Raw genomic sequence first — 23,668 nt, forward strand, 5'->3', positions numbered from 1 at the left:
ATACCGCTGTTCACCATCGGCTTGAACAGATCCAATGGAATTGCCTTTCAATTCAAAGTAACGTCTGTCTCTGTCTTATTACGGCCTATACCCTGCTTCTTATTTTGCCGCGGACTGCTCGTATTTGGCACGCGCCGTCTTAGTCGCCTCCACCATATTGCGAAGGGATGCAACCGTTTCTTCAAGACCGCGTGTCTTCAGACCGCAATCCGGATTGATCCAGAACAATTTGGGATCTAACACACGCAATGCGCGTTCAATCATACCCGTCATTTCCTCTACGCTCGGAATACGCGGACTATGAATGTCATACACACCCAAGCCGATTCCCAGCTTATAGGTATTCAACTCGAAGCTGTGGATTAATTCACCGTGGCTGCGGGATGTCTCGATGGAAATAACGTCCGCATCCATCGCTTCAATGGAATCTATCATGTCATGGAACTCACAGTAGCACATATGGGTGTGGATCTGCGTTGTTTTTTGAACTGTGCAGGTGGCAATGCGAAAGGCTTTGACAGCCCATGCAAGATAATCTGCCTGCTCCGACTCTTTAAGCGGTAATCCCTCTCGTACTGCCGGTTCATCCACCTGAATCATGCCAATGCCTGCCTTCTCCAACGCCTCTACTTCTTGTCTGAGAGCATAAGCCAATTGGTATGCAATCTGCTCGCGCGGGATATCCTCACGGACAAACGACCAGTTCATGATGGTGATAGGTCCTGTCAGCATTCCTTTTACAGGATGGCTCGTCTGCGACTGGGCGTATTTGGTTTCTTCAACGGTCATTTCACCAATGAACGCTACATCTCCGTAGATCACCGGCGGCTTGACGCAGCGGGAACCGTAGGATTGTACCCATCCATTTTGGGTAAATGCAAATCCCGCGAGCTTTTCACCAAAAAACTCCACCATGTCGGTTCTCTCAAACTCACCGTGTACGAGCACGTCGATGCCGATTTCTTCCTGGATCTTGATCCAGGTATCGATCTGCTCGCGGATAAATTCAGCATACTGCTTGTCGTTCCATTCCCCTTTACGCCATAATTGACGTGCTTTACGCACCTCAGCGGACTGCGGGAAGCTGCCGATGGTTGTCGTCGGAAATAGCGGCAATTGCCATTTCGCCTGCTGAGCTGCATAGCGTTCTGCAAATGGAGCGGAACGTACTGGATCTTGAGAGCTGAAAGCTGCAACGGCGGTCTGAACCTCGCTGCGGTTTCGTTCGGCGGATTGCTGAAGCGTTTGAATGGCACGATCATATTGCTCCAATTCTCCTTGAACGGCTTCCTTTGAGGAGAAAGCTTTGGTCAATAGGACGAGCTCGTTCAATTTTTCATCGGCAAACGCGAGAGCACCTTTCAAATCGGAGGTGAGCTTCGTTTCCCGCTCTACGGTTACTGGTACGTGAAGCAGGCTGCACGAAGATTGAACAATCAAGCGGTCAGCAGGTACTGCCTTCGCAAGCTCTTTCAACAACTCCAGCTTTCCGGTTAACGACGCCTTCCAAATACCGCGGCCATCAATGACTCCCGCACCCAAAACCTTGTCCTGCGGATAGCCAATTGTTTGAATTGAATTCAGATTTCCGTCGTATCCATGAACGAAATCAAGGCCTATTCCTTTAACTGGAAGCTTGACGATGTCACTGTATCGTTCTACCGATTCAAAGTACGTTTGCAGCATAAGATTCAAGCCGGGTACTGCTGCGGCAAAGGTCTCATAAATATGCTTCAATCGCTGTACGTCCTCATCGGATAGCTTGGTTACAAGAATCGGTTCATCCACCTGTACCCATTGAACGCCTTCCGCCGCAAGCTCCTGAAGTAACTGCACATAGAGCGGCAGCAGCTTATCCAGCCAGGCGTCCGTTTCCGATGCAGCGTATCCTTTGGAAAGCTTCAAGAAGGTCAACGGCCCAACGATAACCGGTTTTCCTTCAATACCAAGCTTCTCCTTCGCTTCACGATAAGCTTCAAGTGGCTTATTCTCCGTAAGCACCGGCGACGCTCCTGAAAGCTCAGGAACAATATAATGGTAATTCGTATTGAACCATTTGGTCATTTCACTTGCGGCGGCACCCTCGGTCCCGCGGGCTACCCCGTAATATACGGACAAAGGAACGGCTCCGCCTGTATACGAGAACCGGCTCGGAATAATGCCGAACATCGCTGCCGTATCCAGAATATGATCGTAATAGCTGAAGTCATTGACCGGAATGAGGTCAATTCCTTTCTCCTGCTGCTTGCGCAAATGACCCAAACGAATGTTCTGCAGCTGACTGCGAAAATCTTGTTCTTCCAACCTGCCTGACCAGAACGCTTCCAGAGCCTTCTTCCATTCTCTATCAGCACCAATACGCGGATAGCCTAATACGCTGCTTTTTACCATGTGAAAAACTCCTCTACAATTTGGTTATAAAGAAATTTACCACAGATTGGTTGCTATAAAGTAATTGGATTATACTATATCTAGTTATAGCCGCAGGCTATACCGCATAAGTTGGGCTATCGTTTGCTTCAAGGCTTCCGTTCATGGTCTCCTCATCCGCATAAGGAATATCGAACGCAATGGATGATTCATTAAGCTCCAGACTTTCGCCGCTAAGCTTCACGCCAAGCTTGGCATCCTCGTCATAATCACCCGTAATCCGTGAGGCAATCTCTTTGGATGGATTGACCCAATGTCCTTTTCCATCATTGTCAATGACAAAGTACCAATGATCGATCTTCCCAATGGCATGTACGAATTCTTAACCACCAGTAGCTTGTTCACAGAGAGCAAGGGGGCATGAACATATTTTTTAATGCTTTTCCGAATAAATTAGGTGGAACATTATCTTGACTAATATAACTAAATATAGCCATGCCGTTTTCTAATGAAAGAATAGTCCATGCAATTTCTTCTGACGAAAGACCAAACTCATAATTCTCTTTCTTCATCAACTTTTCAATAGATTGGGATATTTGTTCCACTGATTGGGTTATCATATTCGACCATTTATATCGGACTGACTCATCTCTCATCGCAAAAAGAAGAAATTCCATATTAAGCATACTCCACGTTCGATTTTCTTCCCTAATATAAATGGGATATTGGTCCAATTTTTCTATAAAGTGTGAAAGTGGATGCTGTTGGTCTATTACTCGATGGATCTTGTCTACATGTAATTGCATTTGTTTTTCCAATAGAGCCAGAAAGAGCTCTTCCTTGGAATTAAAATTAGCATAAAAAGCCCCTTTACTAAATCCAGCATGCTCTGCAATTTTATCAACAGAAGCCCCATGAAAGCCAAACTCGGCGAAAATTTGAACAGCAGACTCTAAAAGCAATTTCCGTGTTTCCTCTTTTCGCTCCTTTTGCGATAGTCTTCGTCTAAGCAAGCTCCTCTTCCTCCTTTTCTTGACAACCATACCATATAGAATTAATATACCATTTAGTATATAAATTCTGTTAAGTATCCGCAAATAAAGGAGAAGAAAACAATGGGAGAGAAGGAAAACCTTATAAGCCAAAGTAAGTCTTTAACCAATATTTTGGCTCAAACAGTTAAAACAGGGATTATAAAATCAAATCTGATTCCAATGTTTGCTGGATTAACATTGTCATTGTATACATATAAAATCAGTATATTTGAAAAATTGCCTGAGATACTATTTGCTTTTATAGGTTCTATTTTAGTAATAGGAGCAGCAGGAGCTTTTAATAATTTGTATGACCGAGACATTGATTCCATTATGCAGAGAACCAAAAACAGACCAACCGTGACGGGAGAAATAAATCCTAATACAGTATTATGGCTTGGTATCTTCATGTCTATTTTCGGAATTATTTCTTTAGCATTAACAACTCATTTAGCTGCAATCCTAGGGTTCGCAGGTTTATTTTTTTATATTTTCCCCTATACGATGTGGAGTAAGAGAAGAACTGTTTACAATACAGAAATTGGAAGTATATCTGGAGCGATGCCGCCTCTCATTGGATGGGCTGCTATACATCCAGACATCACACATCCCGCGATCCTCGGACTGTTTGTCATCACCGTTATTTGGCAAATGCCACATTTCTATTCAATAGCTATTAGGAAACACAATGAATATAAGGCTGCAAAGGTTCCTATGTTGCCAGTTGTAAAAGGAATTAAAAGGACATATTTGCAAACTAACATTTATTTAATTGTATTAATTATAATAAGTTTTCTTTTTAGTTCTTTAAGCATTGGACTTATGTTAGTGGCACTCCTTTTAAGTCTTATATGGCTTGGTTTAAGTATTTTCGGTTACCAGAGGATGGATTCGGAGAAGTGGGCAAAATCAATGTTTGTATACTCCCTGATCTATATGACAGTTCTTTTTTCAACTGTCATTATTTATTCCCTAATGGGTATTATTTTTGATTTATAAAATTGCTGCTACGGATAGAGAGAATGATGAAAATCAATCAAGTAAGCCTCTTAGAGCGAAATCACCTCCCTCTGTCCCGTAGGTCAGAAAAAGGTGATTTTGCAGCTAGCCCATTAGAATCGGTTGTTACTCGTTAGGAGAGGTTAATTTCCCTGATCTTTTCCATCGGCACCTTCGGCTTACGCTCCTCCGTCAAGAGCCCGTTCACCTCTTGTTGGACGTCGGTAATCTGGGTATAGCAGTACCCTACGATATAATCCGTCTGTTTGATCGCTTCGTGAATGCCGCGGAACCGTTCCAGGAACGCCTCCTCCGAAGCCACCTGCCCGCCGTAGCCCCAGCCTTTGTCGGACTTGAAGGCGATGCCGCCGAATTCGCTGATGATAATCGGCTGCCCTTGATAGCTGTAGCCGTCCGCGAAAGCGTATTTCCAGCGGTTAAACGTTTTCCGGTTGTTGACGATGTCATCCTTACCGGCATAGCGGTTCAGGAATTGCTCCTTCCTCTCAACATAATCATGCAGCGTCAAAATATCGGACACGGTATGCTCCCAACCGTCATTCGTTACGACCGGACGGTTCGGGTCGAATGCTTTGGTCAGATGATAGATCGCCTCGGTAAACTGCTGCTGCCGGCGGTCCTTGAATATGTTCATGATGCCCCAGGATTCATTGAAAGGAACCCACGTAATGATGGAGGGATGATTATATTGCTTGCGGACAACCTCCATCCACTCGATTGTGAAATTTTGCACGGCTTGATCGTTAAACTCGAAGGTTGCTGCCATCTCCGACCAGACCAGCACGCCTTTGACATCGCACCAATACAGGAATCTTGCGTCCTCCACCTTCATATGCTTGCGGACACCGTTATATCCCATCTGCAGAAGGAGATCGATATCTTCAATTAGTGCTTCCTCGGATGGAGGCGTCAAATGACTGTCCGGCCAATAGCCTTGATCGAGCAGCAGCCGTTGGTAGATCGGTACATTGTTAAGCAGCACTTTGTCCTTCTCAATGGAGATCTTTCTCATGCCGAAATAGGAGTAGACATGGTCAATCACTTCGTCGTCGCGGTACAGAATAAACTCCACATCGTACAGATTCGGATGAGCGGGCGACCAGTAGCAGCGCTTCCACGGTCCGTTCATTTCATGAACGAGGTCAACCTCTAGCGCCAGCCAATGGCGGTCGATCGTCAGGCTTGCCTGTTTGACCTGCCGGCCTTTCATGGTGATGATCGTTTCCAGCCGAAGCGCGCTATCTGCTCGCAGCTCTCCTTTGACCTGATACTCGAATTTCACAGTATTGGAATCGAGGTCCGGTGTAATTTTCACCGAATCGACGTATTCCTGCTCCACGTATTCAAGCCAAACGGATTGCCAGATCCCGGTCGTCTGCACATAGAAGCATTCGAAATTATCATCCACCCAGCGCTGCTTTCCGCGCGGCTGCGTAGCGTCCTTACTGTCCTCTACCTTAACCGTAAGCTCATTCAGCGCACCGAACGTCACGTATGGCGTGATGTCGAATGAAAATGCCGAATAGCCGCCCTGATGCCCTCCGACGTATTCACCGTTCACCCATACTTTGGCTATATAATCGACCGCTTGAAAGTGCAAAAGGATGCGCTTGCCTGCGGCCTCCGAAGGAATGTCCAATGATCGGTTGTACCAGACACATGGATGATGAGCTTCTTCACCGATACCGCTCGCCTTCGTCTCGTAAGTGAAGGGGACGATAATGGTTCGGTCTCCCCTGAAGCTTCGCTGCCAGCCCTCGGCCTCACCGGAGTGGGTATCGTCGAAGCCGAAGCGCCATTCTCCGTTCAGGTCGACCCAATTCTCTCTCACAAATTGAGGCCTTGGATAATTTTTTATATACTTTTTGGTTGCCATCTCTTTCCTAACGCTCCCTTAGTTCAAGTTGTTATGTTATTTGTTCTCACTAACGGTAAGCGGTGAGACCGTCCAGGCTGTCGAAGCGCCCCGCAGCCCTACCCGGCCTACAAGGAACGCATTCGGGTCCGTCCACTTCAAAATCGGCTCCTTGCCGTCGTCGGAGTAAACCGCAATCGAAGCTCCCTTCAGCTTTACGGTAACCCGGCGGGTCTGTCCAGCCTGAAAGGCAAGAGCGCCGAACGCTTGTTCCGCTGAATTCTCGTAGCTCACGCGTGTCAGAACGACCTTGTCACCCCGAAATACAAGGGCATAGCCCATGTAAGCATCTTTAACCTGATCGCGGAATTCAGACTCGTTGGACGTTCGCAGCAGAACTCCCAACTCGTCCTTTGCAGCTTCTTTAAGGGTTACATCGAAGCTTACCGTATAGTCCGACCAACGCGGATTCCCGCCGAATCGGTTGACCATGCCGACTTCCGACGGCTTGATAACAGACTGCTGCTTCGGTACAGGCTCCGTCAGACTCGCTTCCGCATACCTTAAGGCCAACTCGCCCTTCTTGAGGCGAAGGATCATCCATTGCGGCCCTGCTTTCATCTCAAGCTTGGTTAGCGGCACCTTCGTCCATTCCGCATCCTCTGCGAATAAGGAAGCATCCAGCTTGATTTCCTGCGTCGATTCGCCCGCTTCAATCACCAGCGTAGATCCCGCTGAGGACCTGGAAGCGTTAACGGATAGCAGATAAGAGCCGTCCTGGCGCGGATTCACCGGGAACGAGAGGCTGTCGCCCTTCTCGGTCATGATCACAGCATCGCTGCCATCAGATGTTATCCCCGAACGAACAAATGCATTGCCTTCTCTTACACCATGAACAGTCTCCAGCGTCCCCGGCAATGGCTTGATCGCCTTCGAATCGCTGCTGCCGCCCGCTTCGTTAGAGAAGGCGGTATAGTGCAGCTCCGGCTTCGCTCCACGCGGCCAAGCATAGCCGATGCGGCCGGGCTTTGCGGCCATTACAGCTTGCTCTATCTTCAGCAGCCCGTCCCAGTAAAGCTTTGTGCCGCTTGAATCCGATTCGATACGAACCGTATGCAGCTTGGTCAAGTCAGTACCCTTGGGCAGCGGAATCACAGCAGAAGCTGACTCGACACCGTTCACACGATCGATTAACGTCAGCTGCATCGTCTTCGCATCCACCCGGGCCATTCGGTAATTTGCCGAGTCCGCATAAGCAAACAATACATCCAACGAAGACGCTGTCCCGGTATTCGGAGCTTGCTCCAAGCTAAAGCTGTATTCCGCAGTGTAACGGCTGCCTGTGCTAGCTCGGCTCACCAGAATCTCACCGCCACCAGGTTGAGCAGCCGGCTCCCACTTATCTGGGGAAGGCACAGCACCCGGCCGATCCTGGAATACCGGAGGTTCCGGAGCCTCCTGCGGGGTTCCATGTGTCGGCCCAAGCACCGACATCTTATCGCCGTTGAATACGAGGCGATCCATGTTCAGCTTGCGTACCGGCGGACCTTCCGCAGAACGTCCGATCAGATTATGGTAAACCAAATAATAGGAATCAAGGTTCGGGCCCATGACGGTTGCGCTGTGGCCGAGACCATTGAAGTCGTTGTCCGTGGAGATCAGGATCGGATTGTTCTCCGGTATCGTATAGATTCCTGTCGGAGAATCGTGAGACACTCCGTAGTTAACGCGGTATCCTTTGCTGAACACGTGATTACCGGTGTAGGTGATGAAATAGCGTCCGCTGCGCTTAATAATCATCGACCCCTCGGTCCAATGCCCGAGCGAAGCGTTTAACTGCTTGCCCGGTTCGATCGTGTACGGATCGGTCATTGAACTCGCCATGATGCCTCCAAATTTGGCATGAGTGAAATACCATTTCTCATCGTCATCGATAAAGACGGAGCCGTCGATCGTCAAGCCGAGATTATCCGTCTTCTGCACAAAAGGACCCGTCGGCTTGTCGCTTTGCAGGACGTAATGGCCTTTGCCCGCCGGAGACGTGTACATATAGAACGCGCCGTTCCAATAGACAACCTCCGGCGCATAGGCACCAACGCTAACGGGCTCCTCCGTCACCAGACCTTCGTATCGCCAATTTACAAGATCATCGGAGCTCCAAGCCTTGATCCCGACTCTGCGGTCTTTCGTACTGCAATATAGATAATATTTGCCGTCATAACGGAGAACATAGGGATCGCCGATTCCGTAATCCTCCCATTCCTGATCCAATGTGAACGGATTCTCATACGTCCGCTGCATGGATAGAGGCATTCGATCCGCTCCTTTCTTTTCCCAAGGCTGAGTTATCATCATCCAAATTAACAGAAGAATGACAACCGCAGCTCCGATAATGAGCCCTGCTTTCTTGATCCGTACCATCCTTTCCATGGGTCACGACCTGTTAACGTGATAGTTCCAAGACGTAGACAGAGGACGCCTTCAAACGGCAAATCACTTGATTGTTAGAAAATGGTATTTCATGGGTCACACAGACAACGTGATTTGGATTGTGCACACTATTGATGCTTTCATAATCTTCCGCGGTCAGTTCCAGCAGCTGAGCTGTCCCCGATGCCGCAAATTCGTCCAGCTGCACCTCGGTGATCGTCTCCTCGAGACTGCGGTTAACGATAAAGACCGTCAGCTTATCCTCCTCGCCATTCACACAAGCGACAACATCTAAATTCGGCAGGCCGCTTAGCCGAGGCGCTTCGGACAGAGGGCTATGAGCCTCAAAGCTGCCGCATTCCGTATGGCTCTCTACCACATAGGCCAAGTCTCTATTTGCATACATTGTCATAACATAATAGCTTGGCGTCCCATATACGGTCAGCGATTTACCGCTCCAGCCCGGAGTTTTGCCGCGAAACTGATCCGCGAAGGTATCACCTACTCGGATACATCCTCCGAGCCAGCCGTTGACCAGATCGGAGAAGCTGCCGATTTCAACCAAATCGCAATTTCGAATAAATTCATTCAAATTGGCGGCATTCGCGACAGCAGCCTCCAGAGTGTGTTCGTTAGGAAGCCCTTTACGGACGGTATTCGGATAATACATCGTGTTGTATTCCGTGATCGCCACTTTCAGGTGGTGGTATCGATCAGAGGAGCCGAGCAATTCCCTCAATTTCTCCAAAGTATCTCTAGTCCATTCCGGATAAGTGACCATTGCCTTATAACGTTCTTCCTTTGGCGTACGTTCATTCATCCCAAAACGGCCATAACCGTGATATAAATGCAGAGTAATGATATCGAAATGCTCGGCGGCCCGTTCGAGCAAGGTCCGGTTCCAATCCATCTTGACATCTCCGCATGCCAGCAGTGTTATTTCGGGATCTACAGCCTTCATGGCTTGGGCAAACCGTACGCAGCGTTCCGCGAATTGCTCTGCGCTGCAATGACCGACCTGCCACGCTCCCCATACCTCGTTGCCGATCTCCCAATACTTCACCCCATACGGCTCGATGTGACCGTTAGCGGCTCTCAGTCTACCCATTGGCGTATCGGCAGCTCCGTTGCAGTATTCAACCCACTGGGCCGCTTCCTCCGGCGTACCCGATCCGTCGTTGACGCAAATTAGCGGCTCCACGTTCAGCTCGCAGCAAAATCGGATAAACTCATCCGTACCAAAATATTTATTCGTCCATCCGCCCCATGCTTCGTTGATTATGCAAGGCCGCTCATATACAGGACCGATCGCCTGCTGCCAATGGTAGGCGCTAATATAATTGCCTGCGAGCCGCATCATGCCGGCATTCAAGTCCCTGGTCATATCGATAACTTCCTTACGAACATTGCCTACACTGTCCGAAGGCAGAAGCGATACATGGTCGATCCACAGCATGCCCGTCGATACATGATCCATCCAGCGCTCATGCTCCGAAGGAACGTACAGCCTGAACTCCGCTTGCTCGCAATCACGTGACACCCTGATGTTAGACTCATAGTGCTCCCAGTTATGGCTGACCAGGTCCAACCGCGTCGAACCGAGCACTTCTTCACTCCGCTTATCCACGATCTCGGCTACGAGCCATTTGATCTCGATAGAAGCTCTTGCATACAGCTTCAGATGATAACCATCCCGATCTTCTTTCACGGCAATGCTTTGGCTTATGCCGGCATACGCCTGGTCATCGCTAAAGCTTCGCACTAGCTGACTATGGCCAGAATGACGGGCAGCAGCCGGTTCAAGAGCGTAGACCGTGCTTTTCCCGTTCGTATAAGGACGCCAGCATCCGGCAAGCCCCCGGTACGTAGCATCCGTACTTTCAAAATCCATATCCGACAAAGGATACGCCAGCATGGCATCCATATGATCACGAATGTCCTCTACAAAATGACCGAACAAATACGGATTGATTCGATCTTTGCCGATTTGATTTGTATCCAACTTTATTTTAGCTTTTGATTGCATCATAGAACTCCATTCATCCTTCCTTCCATTATCCTTTTAAAGAACCGATCATAACGCCCTTGACGAAATGTCTTTGCACAAACGGATACATCAACAGGACCGGCAAGCTGGAAATAATGATGACCACATATTTTATGCTCTCGGCGAGCAATACTTTCGATTCCAATCCTACATTGCTGTCCACGGCATCCGCCTGGCTAATCAGCAGCACCTCGCGCAGCACGAGCTGCAGCGGATACATATCCTTGCTGCGGATATAGATGAGGGCATTGAAAAAGGAATTCCAATGACCAACAGCATAAAACAGCACCATCACCGCCAGAATCGGTTTGGAAAGCGGCAGGATGACATGGGTCAGCAGCTTCCAGTTCGAGCAGCCGTCGATATGGGCGGCTTCCTGGATTTCCCAAGGGATGCTGGATTGAAAATACGTTCTCATGACTATCAAATTATAAGTGGCGATAGCCCCCGGGATGATCAGTGCCCACATCGTATCCACCATGCCGAGATTTTTAACTAGGAGATACGATGGAATGAGCCCCCCGCTAAAAAACATCGTCAGCGTAACAAAAAACATAATGACACCCCGCCCGGGGAGGTCCGGTCTTGATAACGGGTAGGCCGCTAACGTCGTCATAACAAGATTGACCGCCGTACCTACCACCGTATAGAGAATGGTATTTCCGTATCCGTTCCATATTTGATCGTTCTGAAGTACATTCCGATAGGCCTCCAGAGTCACCTGCTTGGGCAGCAAAAATACTTCCCCATTCAGTACCAATGCAGGATCGCTAAAGGAGGCGCTGACAATAAATAACAACGGATACAGCACGACAATCAATATGAGTGCGGCCAACAAGTTGACGACAATATCGAATATGGCTTCATCCGAGTTCCTTTTCTTGCGTACTAGTTCTCTCACCGTATGCACCTCCTTACCATAAGCTTGTCTCCGCCTTCTTACGGGCAAAGCGATTGACGAGTACCAGCAGCGCCAAGTTAACGACGGAATTAAACAAGCCGATGGCCGCCGTGTAACTGTACTCTCCTTTTAGAATCCCTGTTGAGTAGACGAAGGTGGAGATGACATCGCTCGATTCCAGATTCAGATTATTTTGCATTAGCAAAATTTTCTCGAAGCCGACATTCATAAAATGCCCTACATCTAGGATCAGCAGGATCACGATAACAGGTAGAATACCCGGAATGGACACATGCCATATCCGCTGCAGCCGGCTTGCTCCGTCCATCTTGGCCGCTTCATATAACTGCGGGTTGACCCCGCTCAGAGCCGCAATATATATAATCGATTGCCACCCCATGTTTTGCCATATATTCGAGCCGATAAAAAGAGGCTTAAACCAAGCAGCCGAATCCAGAAATCGAACCGGGTCTCCTCCGAACGCCTCAATGATCGCATTCACAGGACCTCCTCGCGGAGAAAAAAACAGCATCAGCATGCCCACCATCACGACGACGGAAATAAAATGAGGGATGTAGGTGACGTTCTGCACAATCTTGCTGTATGCTTTGCTGCGGATTTCATTAATCAGCAATGCGAGTAAAATCGGAATTGGAAATGCAAACAGCAAGGAGAATAAGTTGATCGACACCGTGTTCCACAACAATCTCCAGAAATAGTAAGATTCTATAAAACGCTCGAAATGATCTAGCCCCACCCATTTGCTGCCTATGATCCCTTTGGTCGGGCTGAAATTCTTAAATGCGATTTGCAATCCGTACAGCGGCCCATAATGGAACACAAGGTACCATAGGATAGGAACGAGCAGCATAAGGTAGAGATCGTATCGGCTCGCCATAGCTCTCCAGAGGCTGGAGCGCCTCGATCTGGATCGAGACGCAACGCCGGCTGTATTGGCTGTAGTCTTCATCTGTAGCCCTCCAACCATCTTATGAACTTATTTTTGCTTTTTGAGGTTATCGTAAGCGTCCTGGTACAGCTTTTGCAGCTCGTCAATCTTCATTTTCTTCAGCGTAGCCTGGAATTCTCCCCACTTGTCGAAGCTTAGGGCGCCTGCTATAAACTTGGTGCTCTGCTCCTCGTAATATTTATCGATATCATTGCGCAGCACGTTGATTTTCTGAGCGGTATCCTCGTCGAACATCGGCGCAGCGTAACGAATCTTCGGCATGTACGGATCCAGCTTCTTCTGGGCCTCCTGCACCTGCGGCGGGTTAATGTAGGAAGCGACCTTTTCACTGATCAGATGCGGTGCCCCGCCCCCGGCGTAAGGGGTGATTTTGGATTGATTCCCAGTAGCCAAGAAAGCATCCGTGTAGAAGGGAATCCCGTCCTTCAGCTCATAATTGTCGCCTTTACGTCCGAAGCGCAATAAAGTGGAGCCCTCGTCGCCGTAGAAATAATCGATCCAGCGCATCGTTGCTTCCGGGTACTTATTGACCGAGGTAATGGCAAAAGCTCCAAAATCCCGCGGTACCGGAGCGGCCAGCTGCAGTCTGTCCCCGTGAGGCCCTTTGACCGGAGCTATCCCGATATATTGATCCGCCACTTTGGTATCCAGCATAGGGTTGTTCGTCTGATCAAAGAAGAATCCGGTATTCCCTGTGCCCTGCTTGGCAAGATATTGAGCCTCCTTCTGCGTAAAGAGCTCCTGATCGAGCAGCTTTTCCGAATACAGCTTATTCAGATACATCAACAGCTCTTTATTCCGGTCATTCCCCATCCAGATGTTAACCTTGTCATTCTCAAGGTTGATGTTATAGCCTAGCTGGAAATCCAGGCCAAAAGATCCCGCCATAATAGGGACGATGCTTAAGCCGTTGCGTGCCGTCATTGGAATCTCGTCTGGCTTACCATTGCCATTAGGATCTTTATCCCGGAAAGCCTTCAGCACCTCGTACAGTTCATCTGTGGTCTCAGGCTCCTTCAGATTCAGCTTCTTCAGCCATCCTTGATTCATCCATCTTTTATCCGTCCTGGCAGAGTTAACGGTTACAATCCCAGGGATGGCATAAATATGGCCTTCAGGCGTCGTAATGGCTGAACGGATCTCCGGATACGTGTCCATCAGCTTTTTAAGGTTTGGAGCGTACGAGTCGATCAGCTTCTCAAGCGGGATTAGTTGTCCTCCGGAGCCATAGCGAATAGCCTCTAATGGAGTTAGGCCTGAGCGATAGAAAGCATCCGGGAGCTCGTTCGATGCGAACAGCAGGTTCTTTTTCTCATTAAACCCGTCTGTCGGCGCTTCGATAAACTCCACCTGAACATTGCTCATTTTTTCATAATCCTGGAACACCGGCACCTCCTTGAACGGCCCGTTGGTCGGCGCAATTCTTGTGAACATTTTGAGCTTAATCGGCTCTTTCACTATAGGAAAACCAGCCGAAGAGACGCCTTTCGCAGCATCTGCGTTGGAGCCATCCGCTTTCTCTTTGCCCGGGGCATCCGAGCTGCATGCGGTCAGTGTCAATCCGGAAACTACCAAGGTGGAAAGCACTATCGTCCCCCAATTTCTTTTCATACCTTTGTTCCTCCGATCGTTGATTATCACCCTAGATAAGTAAGCGCTTTCTAGGTCTGATCTTATTATAGTGCCTGCTCTTCACTCGGCGGTTCCAAATATATGACATTCCATTCTACTTATTTGACGGTTTGAGGCTATCCATGTACGCTTGAGGCGTCATTCCTGTTATACTTTTAAATACTTTAAAAAAGTAAGTATAATTCAAAAAACCTACCTGGCTGCTAATTTGTTTTAACGAATAAGCGCCGGATTCCATAAGGACACAGCTTGTTTTGATTCGAACCCGGTTCAAATACTCCGTGAACGTCATCTGCGTTTCCTCCTTGAACAATCGGCTCAGGTAGGAGGGATTAAGCATCAGGGCATCCGCCGTGACATCCAATGAGATGTTGGAGGCATAATGGTTCGTAATGAATTGGATAGCTTTTACAACATGACGAGAGTAGGTTGCTCCGGTATGCTGCTTCTGCTTCTTAACCTCCTCAACTCCGCTAGAGTAGTAATGTTTCATCCATTGCTCCAGCTCGGCAACGCTTCCTATTCGTCCAAGGCCGCTGCGTGACGGAATCCGTTCGTTGTCTACTGTTGATGGATCAGGAACATGTCGTTTTCTGAACCTTTCAACGATCCGGAGGAGTTCGCTAACTATCATTTGTACCTTCATGGAGTAAACAGGCAGGCTCTGTAGCGAAGCGAACACAGTGGAAAGCACATGGTCAATTCTCTCCGCGTCTAACTGCTCCAGAAACAGCTGCAATTGCTTCTGCTCCTCCATCCATAGAGTCTCCCTCTGCGCGGATACATTCATGCCCGAATATAACAGACCGGTAATTTCTTGGTTGGCCTTGCTGTAGCTGGCACCTAGCTGCCGTAACCGGCCGCAAAGCGGTCCTATGGTATAGAGGCATTTTAAATTCAGAAATTTTTCTAATGAATGGGATAGGCTGCTCATAGCCTGGCTGATCTGGGTTGTAACCGTATGCTCGCTTCGGTCCTCAGAGGCAAACAGGACAATAAATTGCCCCTCCCCCACATAGCCTACCGTCCTCTTATGAATGTCTCCGATAGCCATTTGCATCACATCCGTCGCTTGCTGCACGAACCTGTTTTTCTGAACATCCGTGAAGGATTCCGTCAACAGCAGAAAAGGAATGATCTGCACTGCTGCGCTTCCGTATACTACAGAATGAGCATAAAGCTGATGGTCTCTCGCATAAGCCTCCAGCTCCTCACCGGCCTCCCCTGCCCCTCTTGCCAAATTGGCAGCAAATTCGCGGTAAATGACGGGACTTAGACGCTCCATCATTTTGGTCTGAGCGCTGCGGGCTTCGTGCTCCCGTTCTTCAAGCTGCAAATCTTCAACCGCTTTATTCAGAAGCGTGAGAAGCGCCTCCGGCGTCAAACGATGTTTAAGCAAGTAGTCCATAGCTCCATTCTTCAGGCAATCCCGGACATAATCGTAATCGTCAAAGCTGCTTAACATAATCATCTTGATCTTGGGAAAGCGTTCCTTAATGATGCGGGTCAGCTCCAAGCCATTCATCGTCGGCATGCTGACATCCAGGATCGCAATATGCGGAGAATGCTGCTCGATCATAGATAGGGCCATTGCTCCGTTCGCCGCTTCGCCGCAGAGGGTGAATCCGTGCTTCTCCCAGTTCAGCATCCCTTTCACATCATTGCGGGCCAAGGCTTCATCGTCGACCAATAGGACTTCAAACATACTTCATCCCCCCTGTTACACAATCCGAGCCCGGAAGCAGCGGAAACCGAATCTGCACCTTCGTATACATGCCAGGCTCGCTTTGCACGGATACGCCATAAGGCTCCCCATACAGCCGAACTATGCGTTCATGTACATTGCGGACCCCCATGCCGCTAAAGCGTGAGCTTGCCTGACCATCCTTAGCCTCAAAAAGCGCGTCTATTTGCTCCTTCGACATGCCTTTGCCGTTATCCCTGACTTCGATTCTCAGTTCTTCATGCTCCTCATCCTTATATACTCGAATCAGGACAATACCTTCATGCTCCGTGGAAGTTATTCCGTGAATAATGGCATTTTCCACAATAGGCTGCAGCATTAGCTTAAGAACCTGGTATTGTAATAATTCGTCCCTTTCAATCTCAATGGTCAAACGAATAGGCTCCACATATTTGTATTTTTCGATAGTGACGTAGCTGCGGACATACTGCAATTCTTCCTGGAGAGTGAGACACTCATTCGAGTTCCCCAGCACACCGCGTAAAAGCTCGATCAAGGACCCGGATACTTCTACAATATTGGGTACACCGTTAAGCTTGGCCAAATATTTCACCGTGTTCAGCGTGTTATACAAAAAATGCGGACGGATTTGCGCCTGCAAAACCGCGAGCTCCGCCTCCCGCTTCTCTCTCTCGGTGGTCACGATCCCTTCCATCAGCCGTCTTAACTCCTCCACCATGCTTTTAAATACGTGATAGAGCTGTCCTATTTCGTCCTTGGAACGAATTTCTACGTGCGGAAGGGTCATGTTACCATCCATCACATGCATCATCATGGATCTTAGCTTGCGAATGTTTCTTGTTATTCTTGAAGAAACCTGCAAAGTACCGATAACGATAATTACAAAGACGATGATGGCTACTTCAGCCAGTACATTACGAATGCGTACCGTTTCGCTCAATAGTGATTCCATAGGGACAAGCGCCAGCGTGGACCAGCCCGTATTCGCCGATTTCCGGCTTATCACAAGGTAGGATTTTCGATCGATGATCCTTTCCACCGATGTGTCTGAACCGCCCAGCTGCTGATTCAGCTGGATGATCGTCTCCTGATTAACACCCCCTGTTCCGGGCTGGTAGATGAATTCATTCTTCTCGTCCAAGACGAACAGCATGCTGTCCGAAGTGGGCTTGACATCGTAAGTCTTCTTAATAAACTCATAGTTGAGATCAAACATGACAAGCCCGATAAATTTACGGTTATACCGAAGCTCACGGCCGGTTACAATGGTATCGCTGGAGCCCGTATGATGAAAATACGCATGCCCGGAGCCGTTTTGAAGCAAGTAATCTATCACCGGCGAATGCATCACGCTCTTGTCCAGCCACGGGGAGCCGACGAAAAACACCTTCCCGGTCAATCCAATCACGGAAGCTCGTGAAATATAGGGCTTGTACGCAATCAATGCGGATAAGAACTCCTCAACCTGCTTTTGCTCCTGGAACCATTCGTAGCTTGGCTCCTCGGTATCGCTTTGCAGCGTATTCAGTACGGTTTTATTCGTAGCAACGACCGTATTTAAGCGGCCGATTTCCTCCAAGCGAAGATTTAAGGACTCGTCAGCCTGCCTAATGCTGTCCATAACAGAAGTAATCGCATTGTTCTTGACGGTTTCCCTCATGTACAGGTAGACGATACTCGTGACGGCCGCGATGCCAAGCAGGGTGACTAGGCTAAATGCAACAAAGATTTTGCCTTGAATGCTTAGTGTCGGGGAAATCAGCTTTTTAATAGAAAAAAATCTTATCATGAGGCACCTCCTTTCTACCACTAATTCTATAATATTACTTGGTATTTGACGAGTTACCAAAAAAACATGAATCCAGCCCTCGGAAGAGCTTGATCCATGTTTTGGATTATTCGAAGCACGGCTCTATGAGCAGCCCCTGTCCAGCTTCTTCACCTTGAAGTAGGACGATACCCACTCGGGTCCGGAAGGGAGCGGTACGATCGTTGCCAAATAAGGTGGACCGGAGCCTCCCCTCACGATCGATAAACATCGTTCCGTGCCCTCCGTGAGGAACCGCCACCCTCCTCGGGGTGTAAGGTCCGTACAGCTCGTCGGCAACGGCATACATCAAGTCGTAGGTGCCGTCCACCCGTTTATCGCCGTTCCATTCCGCCGCACCCAGAATATACTTGCCTTGATACTTTACGATAAATGCGCCCTCATAGCCGACACGCTGTCCGTCCGAGCATAACAGCTTACGGGGCTCTTCCGCAAAGCCCGTCATATCCTTCTTCATTCTGGCAATTTTGCCGTCCTGCCATACAAAATATACTTGACCGTCATCGTCCAGGAACAGACTGGAATCAATATCCGTATTCGTCATTCGCCCCATATCGATATAGGGTCCTTCTGCTTGCCCGGACACGCTTTTAATAAGCCCGGTACCTCCGCCTTTAAGCGAATAGGTGATCCAGAAGGTGCCGTACAAATAAATCATCTCCGGAGCCCAGAGGCATGGATGCTCATAAATGTTGTTCTCCCAAGTGCCATTCTCGGCGAGGTCCCATACTTTAGCCAGATGAGTCCATTCCTTAAGATCCTGGGATTTCCATAAGTGGAGCTGATTATTCCTGTCCCAAAAATTTCGGTGCGGCTTATCTGAGGTCCCCGTCAAATAGTACGTCCCATCCGGCCCTACGCTAATATGCGGGTCCCGAATCAGAAAGTCTACGACAGGTTTAAGGCTTCCTATGGGTCCCTTCTCAAGCACCGCTTCCTCAACAGGTCTAATGAATCCGGGACCTGCGAGGTTCATGGGTATAACAGCAGGATAATGCTCTACAGGAGAGTAGCTCCCGCAGCCTGAGAACGAGGCATACAGCCGTTGGTCCCAGCCGGTAAATAGTGAGACCTGCCCACCATTCGGAAGCGCCAAATACCGTCGGCTGTAAGGACCGTAGATCGATCGGCTGACCGCTACAAAAGTATCTACACTATCGCTGTCCATTCGCTTAAGCGCGTCGGCGCAAAATAGATAATAATAACCATCCAGCTTGGCTAGAAAAGCGCCGTGCGTTCCTACCTGAAGGTTCCCTGAATAGGACGGATGATCCTCACGTCCCGCTGCCTTCCAAGGCTGCACCCCTACTGTCCGGGGCGTTTCCTCCAGACCTGTCATCTCCGCATTCATTCGTGCTATCTTGCCGTTTCCATATACCCAATATACCGCCTCGTCATCATCCTCAAATAAAGAGGCGTCTTGTCCGTCTGACGTCATCTTTCCCATATCACGGTAAGGGCCATAGGCTGAAGCCGACAGGCTCTGCAGCAAGCCTGTTCCGCCTTGCTCCAGCCCGTATGTGATCCAGAATGCTCTACGCATAAAATGGATTTCCGGTGCGCAAATCCCATGGGAGCCTTCACCCTCTATTTGCCACGTTCCATCCTGCTCCAGGCTCCATACGACCGCTGGCCCCGTCCATGTCGTTAGATCGGGAGAAGACCATACCTGCACGCTCTTTCCGTCCGTCGTTCCGGTTAAATAGTACATGTGATCCGGCCCGGCACAAATGCTTGCATCCTTCAACGGGATGTCCATTATGCTCTTGACGAGTGCGGCCGATTCGGAATATCCCGTGCAAGCAGACCATTCTGTTTCCGGATGAGGCGGCTGTATCAGAAAATTATCACTCATGTTGCGGCTCCTTTCCCTGTCTCGGCTTCATAATGTTCTATTCGGAGGCAGTCGTTGCCCTAATATCCTCTAGCTGTAACGGGACGGAATAGATCCGCACATTCTTAATGCCTCCGTCAAAGGCAGCTTCGGATCCTTGATCGCCAAAGGCATCCGTCCCAAATCTTCCCCCGTAGCCCCCTGCACTATCATGGGCTCTAACTAGGGCAAACGATGCACTGCCTTCCCCTGCGAGGCCGCCATTTATATATAGGCACAGCTTTCCTTCATCATAAGTCAATGCGACATGATTCCATTGCGTCAAATTTAGCTGCAACGGCTCACTGGAAATAAGGAGCCGGTTCCCGTTCGAGCACACAGCTGCCTCCAATCGGCCATCCCGGATACGAAGAGCTAACCCGTTCATAGAATCGCCTTCATCGATCAATACCTGGGTGACCAAATCAGACTGCGGCCGAACTTCCAGCGTTATGGATCTCATGGAGAAGGCATCATGAAAAAAGCCCTCCGCTCCTTCAACGGCAACTCTGACAGGAGAATATGTACGTGTGCGGTACTGTGCCAGCAAAGCATACCTGTCCAACAAACGGAAAAGTTCCTTCTCACTGACGGGAAACATCGTGCCGTGTCTTGCGCGGTAAGGGAACCGAGTCTTCTCCCCCTCCAATTCCTTGGACCAATGAACCATATCGGCAGACTCCATAACGCCAAATTTTCCATAAGCCCAATAATCGTAGTACAGCAGCCACTTTTTCTCATTCTCGATCCATAGAAATTCCGGGCCTTCTGTATAGTCCGGCGTTTGAACGCCAGGAATTCTTTCATACGGACCTTCCAGCTGATCAGACACCGCCAAGAAGTTCATTGGCGGATGCGGATATTTTAACGGCTCGTAGACATGACTTTCATCTTTGACAGCCATGTAATATTTTCCCTCATGCCGAGCAAGACTTGCATCGATGGTTTGAAAACCCGGATCATAGAATAGTTCGGCCTTGGTAAAAGTCTTCCAGTCTTTCGTTTGCACGCAATAGTGTTTGCTATTGCTTAAATCTTTCCCTGTGCTGGAAGCCCAATACACCAAAAAATACTCTTGAACGGGATCATAGGTAAACTCAGGCGCCCAGCTGTTGACTGTATTCGGGATATCCTTCATGACAGGCAGCGCTTGCTCCTCTGTCCAATGAATTAAGTCATCCGAGGACGCGTATCCGATCAGCGGCCCTCGAGGGCGCATGGTAAAGACCAAATGCCATTTCCCATCCGGCCCTTTGCCGATAAAAGGGTCCCTTAATATGCCTTCTCCTAAACCGGTTTCCCAGACCGGCTCGTTTCCGTTCAGTTCGTACCACCGGAGTCCATCCCGGCTGTAGGCGTAATGCAATTTTTCAGCCAAGTGGCTTTGTCCGGGACCTGAACGGAAGTAGCCCATAAGATAGGCATTCTTATGATTCTGACGCCTTATGCTTGATTCTGTCACTTGTATCTTCCCCTATCTTCGTTGTGAATTATGTTCATTGTATCTTGATGGCTCTGACTACTGAATAGAGAAATCGGTGCTACAGGTGAGGAAAAAGGACACCCAAGCGCCTATATTATTCCATCTGCTCAAAAGATATCCAGCGCTCCTATCTAATGAGCGACATGTCCTATTACGCCATGTCCTATTACGGCAAATCATGATAAGATAATAGGAACAAGGAACCACTTCATTAAGGGAGCTTTGATGAACATGATGAACAAACCCGGCAAGCATGGCCCCATCTATCACCTGCCTCCGTTAGGAGACCCTCCTCCTCTTAGCGTGCAGTTTCTAGGCATCAATTACTGCGATACGGATTACCGCAATATACGAAAGCTCGCCCAAATTACCGTTGTGGGCTTCGTACTATCCGGTCAAGGCAGTGTTAAGGTCAATTCGCATTCCTATCTCGCCCGTCAAGGAGACGTGTTCATCCTTCCGGCAGGCTGCTATCATGAAGTTGCCTCCGACCCTAACCACCATGAGCAATGGTCCTATATATGGCTAAACATCAGCGGCAACTGGGTGTTGAAGATGCTTGAAGCTTACCAGCTGCTTCCCCATGTCGTCATTCCGCATAGCGGGACGGGAGTTTTTTTTGAAGAAGCCATTGAAAGCGCTAAACTTAAATCGGTCGAAGAAATGCAAAGCGAGCAGCAGGTCATCCTTATGCGGATAATTGTCACTCTCTCCGAAGCATTGCGCAAAAGAGGGGAAGCGCTATCATCCACGGTGCAGGCTATAAAGCAATTTTTGGATAACAGCATTCTTCAGCCTTTCGACTCGAACCAGCTCGCTTCGCATATGGGCATTTCCACCCGGCAAATGAATCGGTTGTTCAATAGAGAAGTCGGAACGACCATCTATAACTATGTCATTACCAAAAAAATTGAATCCGCCAAGCTGATGCTGCTCGACACCCAACTCTCCATAAGCGACATTGGCTATAGGCTCGGCTATGTAGACCCGCATTATTTTTCGAACCTGTTCCAAAGTAAAACCGGTGTAAGACCTAGTGCTTTTCGCAAGCTATTTAGTAAAATTCAATAAAAGCTTAGCTGACATGAGTACCACAGGCTAGGGAACCGAAAAGAGCTATCTTTTGGCTTCGGCTATTTTTTTATTAGCATCATCCTCTGCCCGTCTCAGGATCGAATTGACGTCCACACTCCCCTTCAGGTACTCGGTCATGGATTTATTGATGACGTCTTTAATAATTTCTTCATACTCCGTCGGCTGCGGATTTTGCCCGATTTTCATCTTCAGCAGGGCTTGTACATTCTTCCCTTGAAGAGATGACAGGTCCGCTCCGTATTCCTTCGTCACCTCCGGATCGTTAATGACCGGGATAAGACCTCTTCTGGCCATTCGTGCCTGGTTTTCCTTCTCCGCCAAAAATTTCATCACTTGGAATGCCTCTTCCTTATGCTTGCTATTGGTAGATAATAAGAGGCCGGACACATCAGTTTCTTTAACCAATGGCGCTTCCTTGCGGCTCGGGAAGGTCACGATGTCCCAATTCGGCGCGGTGCCTGCCTTGTGCAGCTCCTCGAGCTGTGTTAACCGGTTATAGGCGACCATCATAGCCAGGTTTTTATTTTTTTCAAAGTCGTTGAATATTCCTTTCGTTTGGTTGCCGGGAATATCCTTAATGGACTTGTACATCTCGAAGTACGATTTCCAGCTGTCGGTCGTAAGAACCGCTTTGCCTGAGCCCGGATCCCACAGCGGAAGCATCATCGATGCCGAAATACGCGGGGCTGCTATCAGATCGAGACCGTAATACGGCTGGCCACCATCGGTTCTGCTTAATTGGCGCGCGAGGCTGATCACTTCATCCCATGTAATCCCATCCTTTGGATAAGGGACCCCGAAGCGGTCAAAAATATCCTTGTTATAGTACAAGGCTGCAGGATTACTGTACAAAGGTAGCATATACAGCTCGCCCTTGGCTCCATAGCTCTTCAGCGTTTGAATGATATTCGGGTCAAACTGCGACAAATCGACATTGTTGTTCTTCACCAGCGAGGTTAAATCCTCGGCGAGTCCGAGCGTCGTATATTTATAAATATCAAAATTAGCCTGTAGCATCAGATCGGGAAATGTCCCGGCAGTAAGCATATCCTCAAAGGATTGATTGGCCGGTTTACGAACCAGCTCCATCGTGATATGCGGAAATTTGGCTTTTACCGGCTCGGCAATCAGTTTGTTGAAGTCCTCATCCGTCACCGTGAGCAGATATTGAAGAACCGTCAGCTTAATCGGCTCCTTCTTCTCCTCCTCTTTGGCTCCCTGCTGTGAGGGATTGGAACCGGAACAAGCAGTAGTCATCGCTACCATACCGATCAATGCAAGGTTCAGTGCTTTATTCCTATTTCTCATTCTGAAACCCCTTTCTTCTATTTATTCCAATCATACATTGCGGTCTATTGAGTTTGAATACAATTGTGAGTATGAAAAGTGAGTATTTCGGACAACCGATCTGATAACGCTGCAAAA

At 48.6% G+C, this 23,668-nt stretch carries 16 protein-coding genes; 2 read left to right on the forward strand and 14 right to left on the reverse strand.

All coding sequences use genetic code 11. The features are described from left to right. Positions 1 to 99 precede the first annotated feature (99 nt). The 3 genes from metE to ABEA66_RS16290 all read right to left on the reverse strand — a co-directional run bounded on the left by metE (position 100) and on the right by ABEA66_RS16290 (position 3,383). Positions 100 to 2,391, reverse strand: a complete 2,292-nt coding sequence (gene metE, locus ABEA66_RS16280; RefSeq protein WP_345588901.1) for a 5-methyltetrahydropteroyltriglutamate--homocysteine S-methyltransferase — start codon at positions 2,389 to 2,391, stop codon at positions 100 to 102. A 97-nt stretch (positions 2,392 to 2,488) separates the two neighbouring features. Continuing rightward, on the reverse strand, positions 2,489 to 2,614 hold the full coding sequence (locus ABEA66_RS16285; protein ID WP_256865394.1) for a hypothetical protein: 126 nt from the start codon (positions 2,612 to 2,614) through the stop codon (positions 2,489 to 2,491). Positions 2,615 to 2,771: 157 nt separating this feature from the next. Beyond that, complete coding sequence (locus ABEA66_RS16290; protein ID WP_345588904.1) at positions 2,772 to 3,383, reverse strand: TetR/AcrR family transcriptional regulator; 612 nt, start codon at positions 3,381 to 3,383, stop codon at positions 2,772 to 2,774. Positions 3,384 to 3,485: 102 nt separating this feature from the next. Here ABEA66_RS16290 and cyoE point away from each other — a divergent pair, with 102 nt between their 5' ends. Next, a complete protein-coding gene (gene cyoE / locus ABEA66_RS16295; RefSeq protein ID WP_345588906.1) occupies positions 3,486 to 4,403 on the forward strand; it encodes a heme o synthase in 918 nt (305 codons plus the stop codon). 133 nt (positions 4,404 to 4,536) lie between these two features. Here the strand turns inward: cyoE and ABEA66_RS16300 are convergent, their stop codons facing one another. The 10 genes from ABEA66_RS16300 to ABEA66_RS16345 all read right to left on the reverse strand — a co-directional run bounded on the left by ABEA66_RS16300 (position 4,537) and on the right by ABEA66_RS16345 (position 21,127). Then, a complete protein-coding gene (locus ABEA66_RS16300) occupies positions 4,537 to 6,300 on the reverse strand; it encodes a glycoside hydrolase family 2 protein (RefSeq protein ID WP_345588908.1) in 1,764 nt (587 codons plus the stop codon). A gap of 36 nt (positions 6,301 to 6,336) precedes the next feature. Next, a complete protein-coding gene (locus ABEA66_RS16305; RefSeq protein ID WP_345588910.1) occupies positions 6,337 to 8,709 on the reverse strand; it encodes a glycoside hydrolase family 43 protein in 2,373 nt (790 codons plus the stop codon). Between the two features lie 13 nt (positions 8,710 to 8,722). After that, positions 8,723 to 10,738 (reverse strand): alpha-L-arabinofuranosidase C-terminal domain-containing protein, encoded by a 2,016-nt coding sequence (locus ABEA66_RS16310; protein ID WP_345588912.1) that lies wholly within the window; start codon positions 10,736 to 10,738, stop codon positions 8,723 to 8,725. Between the two features lie 25 nt (positions 10,739 to 10,763). Then, entirely contained in the window at positions 10,764 to 11,657 is an 894-nt protein-coding gene (locus ABEA66_RS16315) for a carbohydrate ABC transporter permease (protein WP_079911548.1), read from the reverse strand. A 13-nt stretch (positions 11,658 to 11,670) separates the two neighbouring features. Next, positions 11,671 to 12,627 (reverse strand): ABC transporter permease, encoded by a 957-nt coding sequence (locus ABEA66_RS16320; RefSeq protein WP_345588915.1) that lies wholly within the window; start codon positions 12,625 to 12,627, stop codon positions 11,671 to 11,673. A gap of 27 nt (positions 12,628 to 12,654) precedes the next feature. After that, complete coding sequence (locus ABEA66_RS16325; RefSeq protein ID WP_345588917.1) at positions 12,655 to 14,238, reverse strand: extracellular solute-binding protein; 1,584 nt, start codon at positions 14,236 to 14,238, stop codon at positions 12,655 to 12,657. Positions 14,239 to 14,353: 115 nt separating this feature from the next. Beyond that, entirely contained in the window at positions 14,354 to 15,964 is a 1,611-nt protein-coding gene (locus ABEA66_RS16330) for a response regulator transcription factor (RefSeq protein ID WP_345588919.1), read from the reverse strand. Then, positions 15,957 to 17,753 carry a cache domain-containing sensor histidine kinase gene (locus ABEA66_RS16335; protein ID WP_345588921.1) on the reverse strand — a complete coding sequence of 599 codons (1,797 nt, stop codon included), beginning with the start codon at positions 17,751 to 17,753 and terminating at the stop codon, positions 15,957 to 15,959. Before ABEA66_RS16335 ends, ABEA66_RS16330 begins: the two co-directional genes overlap by 8 nt. Before the next feature lie 106 nt (positions 17,754 to 17,859). Then, positions 17,860 to 19,647, reverse strand: coding sequence for a family 43 glycosylhydrolase (locus tag ABEA66_RS16340; protein WP_345588923.1), 1,788 nt, complete (start codon positions 19,645 to 19,647; stop codon positions 17,860 to 17,862). A 37-nt stretch (positions 19,648 to 19,684) separates the two neighbouring features. Further along, positions 19,685 to 21,127, reverse strand: a complete 1,443-nt coding sequence (locus ABEA66_RS16345; protein WP_345588925.1) for a LamG-like jellyroll fold domain-containing protein — start codon at positions 21,125 to 21,127, stop codon at positions 19,685 to 19,687. 252 nt (positions 21,128 to 21,379) lie between these two features. On the opposite strand from ABEA66_RS16345, the gene ABEA66_RS16350 reads away from it, so the two are divergent. Then, complete coding sequence (locus ABEA66_RS16350) at positions 21,380 to 22,219, forward strand: helix-turn-helix domain-containing protein (protein ID WP_192702376.1); 840 nt, start codon at positions 21,380 to 21,382, stop codon at positions 22,217 to 22,219. 45 nt (positions 22,220 to 22,264) lie between these two features. Here ABEA66_RS16350 and ABEA66_RS16355 read toward each other — a convergent pair whose 3' ends face one another. Then, entirely contained in the window at positions 22,265 to 23,551 is a 1,287-nt protein-coding gene (locus ABEA66_RS16355) for an ABC transporter substrate-binding protein (protein ID WP_345588928.1), read from the reverse strand. Between the last annotated feature and the right edge of the window lie 117 nt (positions 23,552 to 23,668).

The sequence above is a fragment of the Paenibacillus vulneris genome, from assembly GCF_039543185.1.
Classification (GTDB): domain Bacteria; phylum Bacillota; class Bacilli; order Paenibacillales; family NBRC-103111; genus Paenibacillus_S; species Paenibacillus_S vulneris.

Coding starts and splice junctions, on each gene's coding strand:
- metE (WP_345588901.1), bottom strand. CDS start 2,391: ATGGTAAAAAGCAGCGTATTAGGCTATCCGCGTATTGGTGCTGATAGA.
- cyoE (WP_345588906.1), top strand. CDS start 3,486: ATGGGAGAGAAGGAAAACCTTATAAGCCAAAGTAAGTCTTTAACCAAT.
- ABEA66_RS16300 (WP_345588908.1), bottom strand. CDS start 6,300: ATGGCAACCAAAAAGTATATAAAAAATTATCCAAGGCCTCAATTTGTG.
- ABEA66_RS16305 (WP_345588910.1), bottom strand. CDS start 8,709: ATGGAAAGGATGGTACGGATCAAGAAAGCAGGGCTCATTATCGGAGCT.
- ABEA66_RS16310 (WP_345588912.1), bottom strand. CDS start 10,738: ATGATGCAATCAAAAGCTAAAATAAAGTTGGATACAAATCAAATCGGC.
- ABEA66_RS16320 (WP_345588915.1), bottom strand. CDS start 12,627: ATGAAGACTACAGCCAATACAGCCGGCGTTGCGTCTCGATCCAGATCG.
- ABEA66_RS16325 (WP_345588917.1), bottom strand. CDS start 14,238: ATGAAAAGAAATTGGGGGACGATAGTGCTTTCCACCTTGGTAGTTTCC.
- ABEA66_RS16330 (WP_345588919.1), bottom strand. CDS start 15,964: ATGTTTGAAGTCCTATTGGTCGACGATGAAGCCTTGGCCCGCAATGAT.
- ABEA66_RS16335 (WP_345588921.1), bottom strand. CDS start 17,753: ATGATAAGATTTTTTTCTATTAAAAAGCTGATTTCCCCGACACTAAGC.
- ABEA66_RS16340 (WP_345588923.1), bottom strand. CDS start 19,647: ATGAGTGATAATTTTCTGATACAGCCGCCTCATCCGGAAACAGAATGG.
- ABEA66_RS16350 (WP_192702376.1), top strand. CDS start 21,380: ATGATGAACAAACCCGGCAAGCATGGCCCCATCTATCACCTGCCTCCG.
- ABEA66_RS16355 (WP_345588928.1), bottom strand. CDS start 23,551: ATGAGAAATAGGAATAAAGCACTGAACCTTGCATTGATCGGTATGGTA.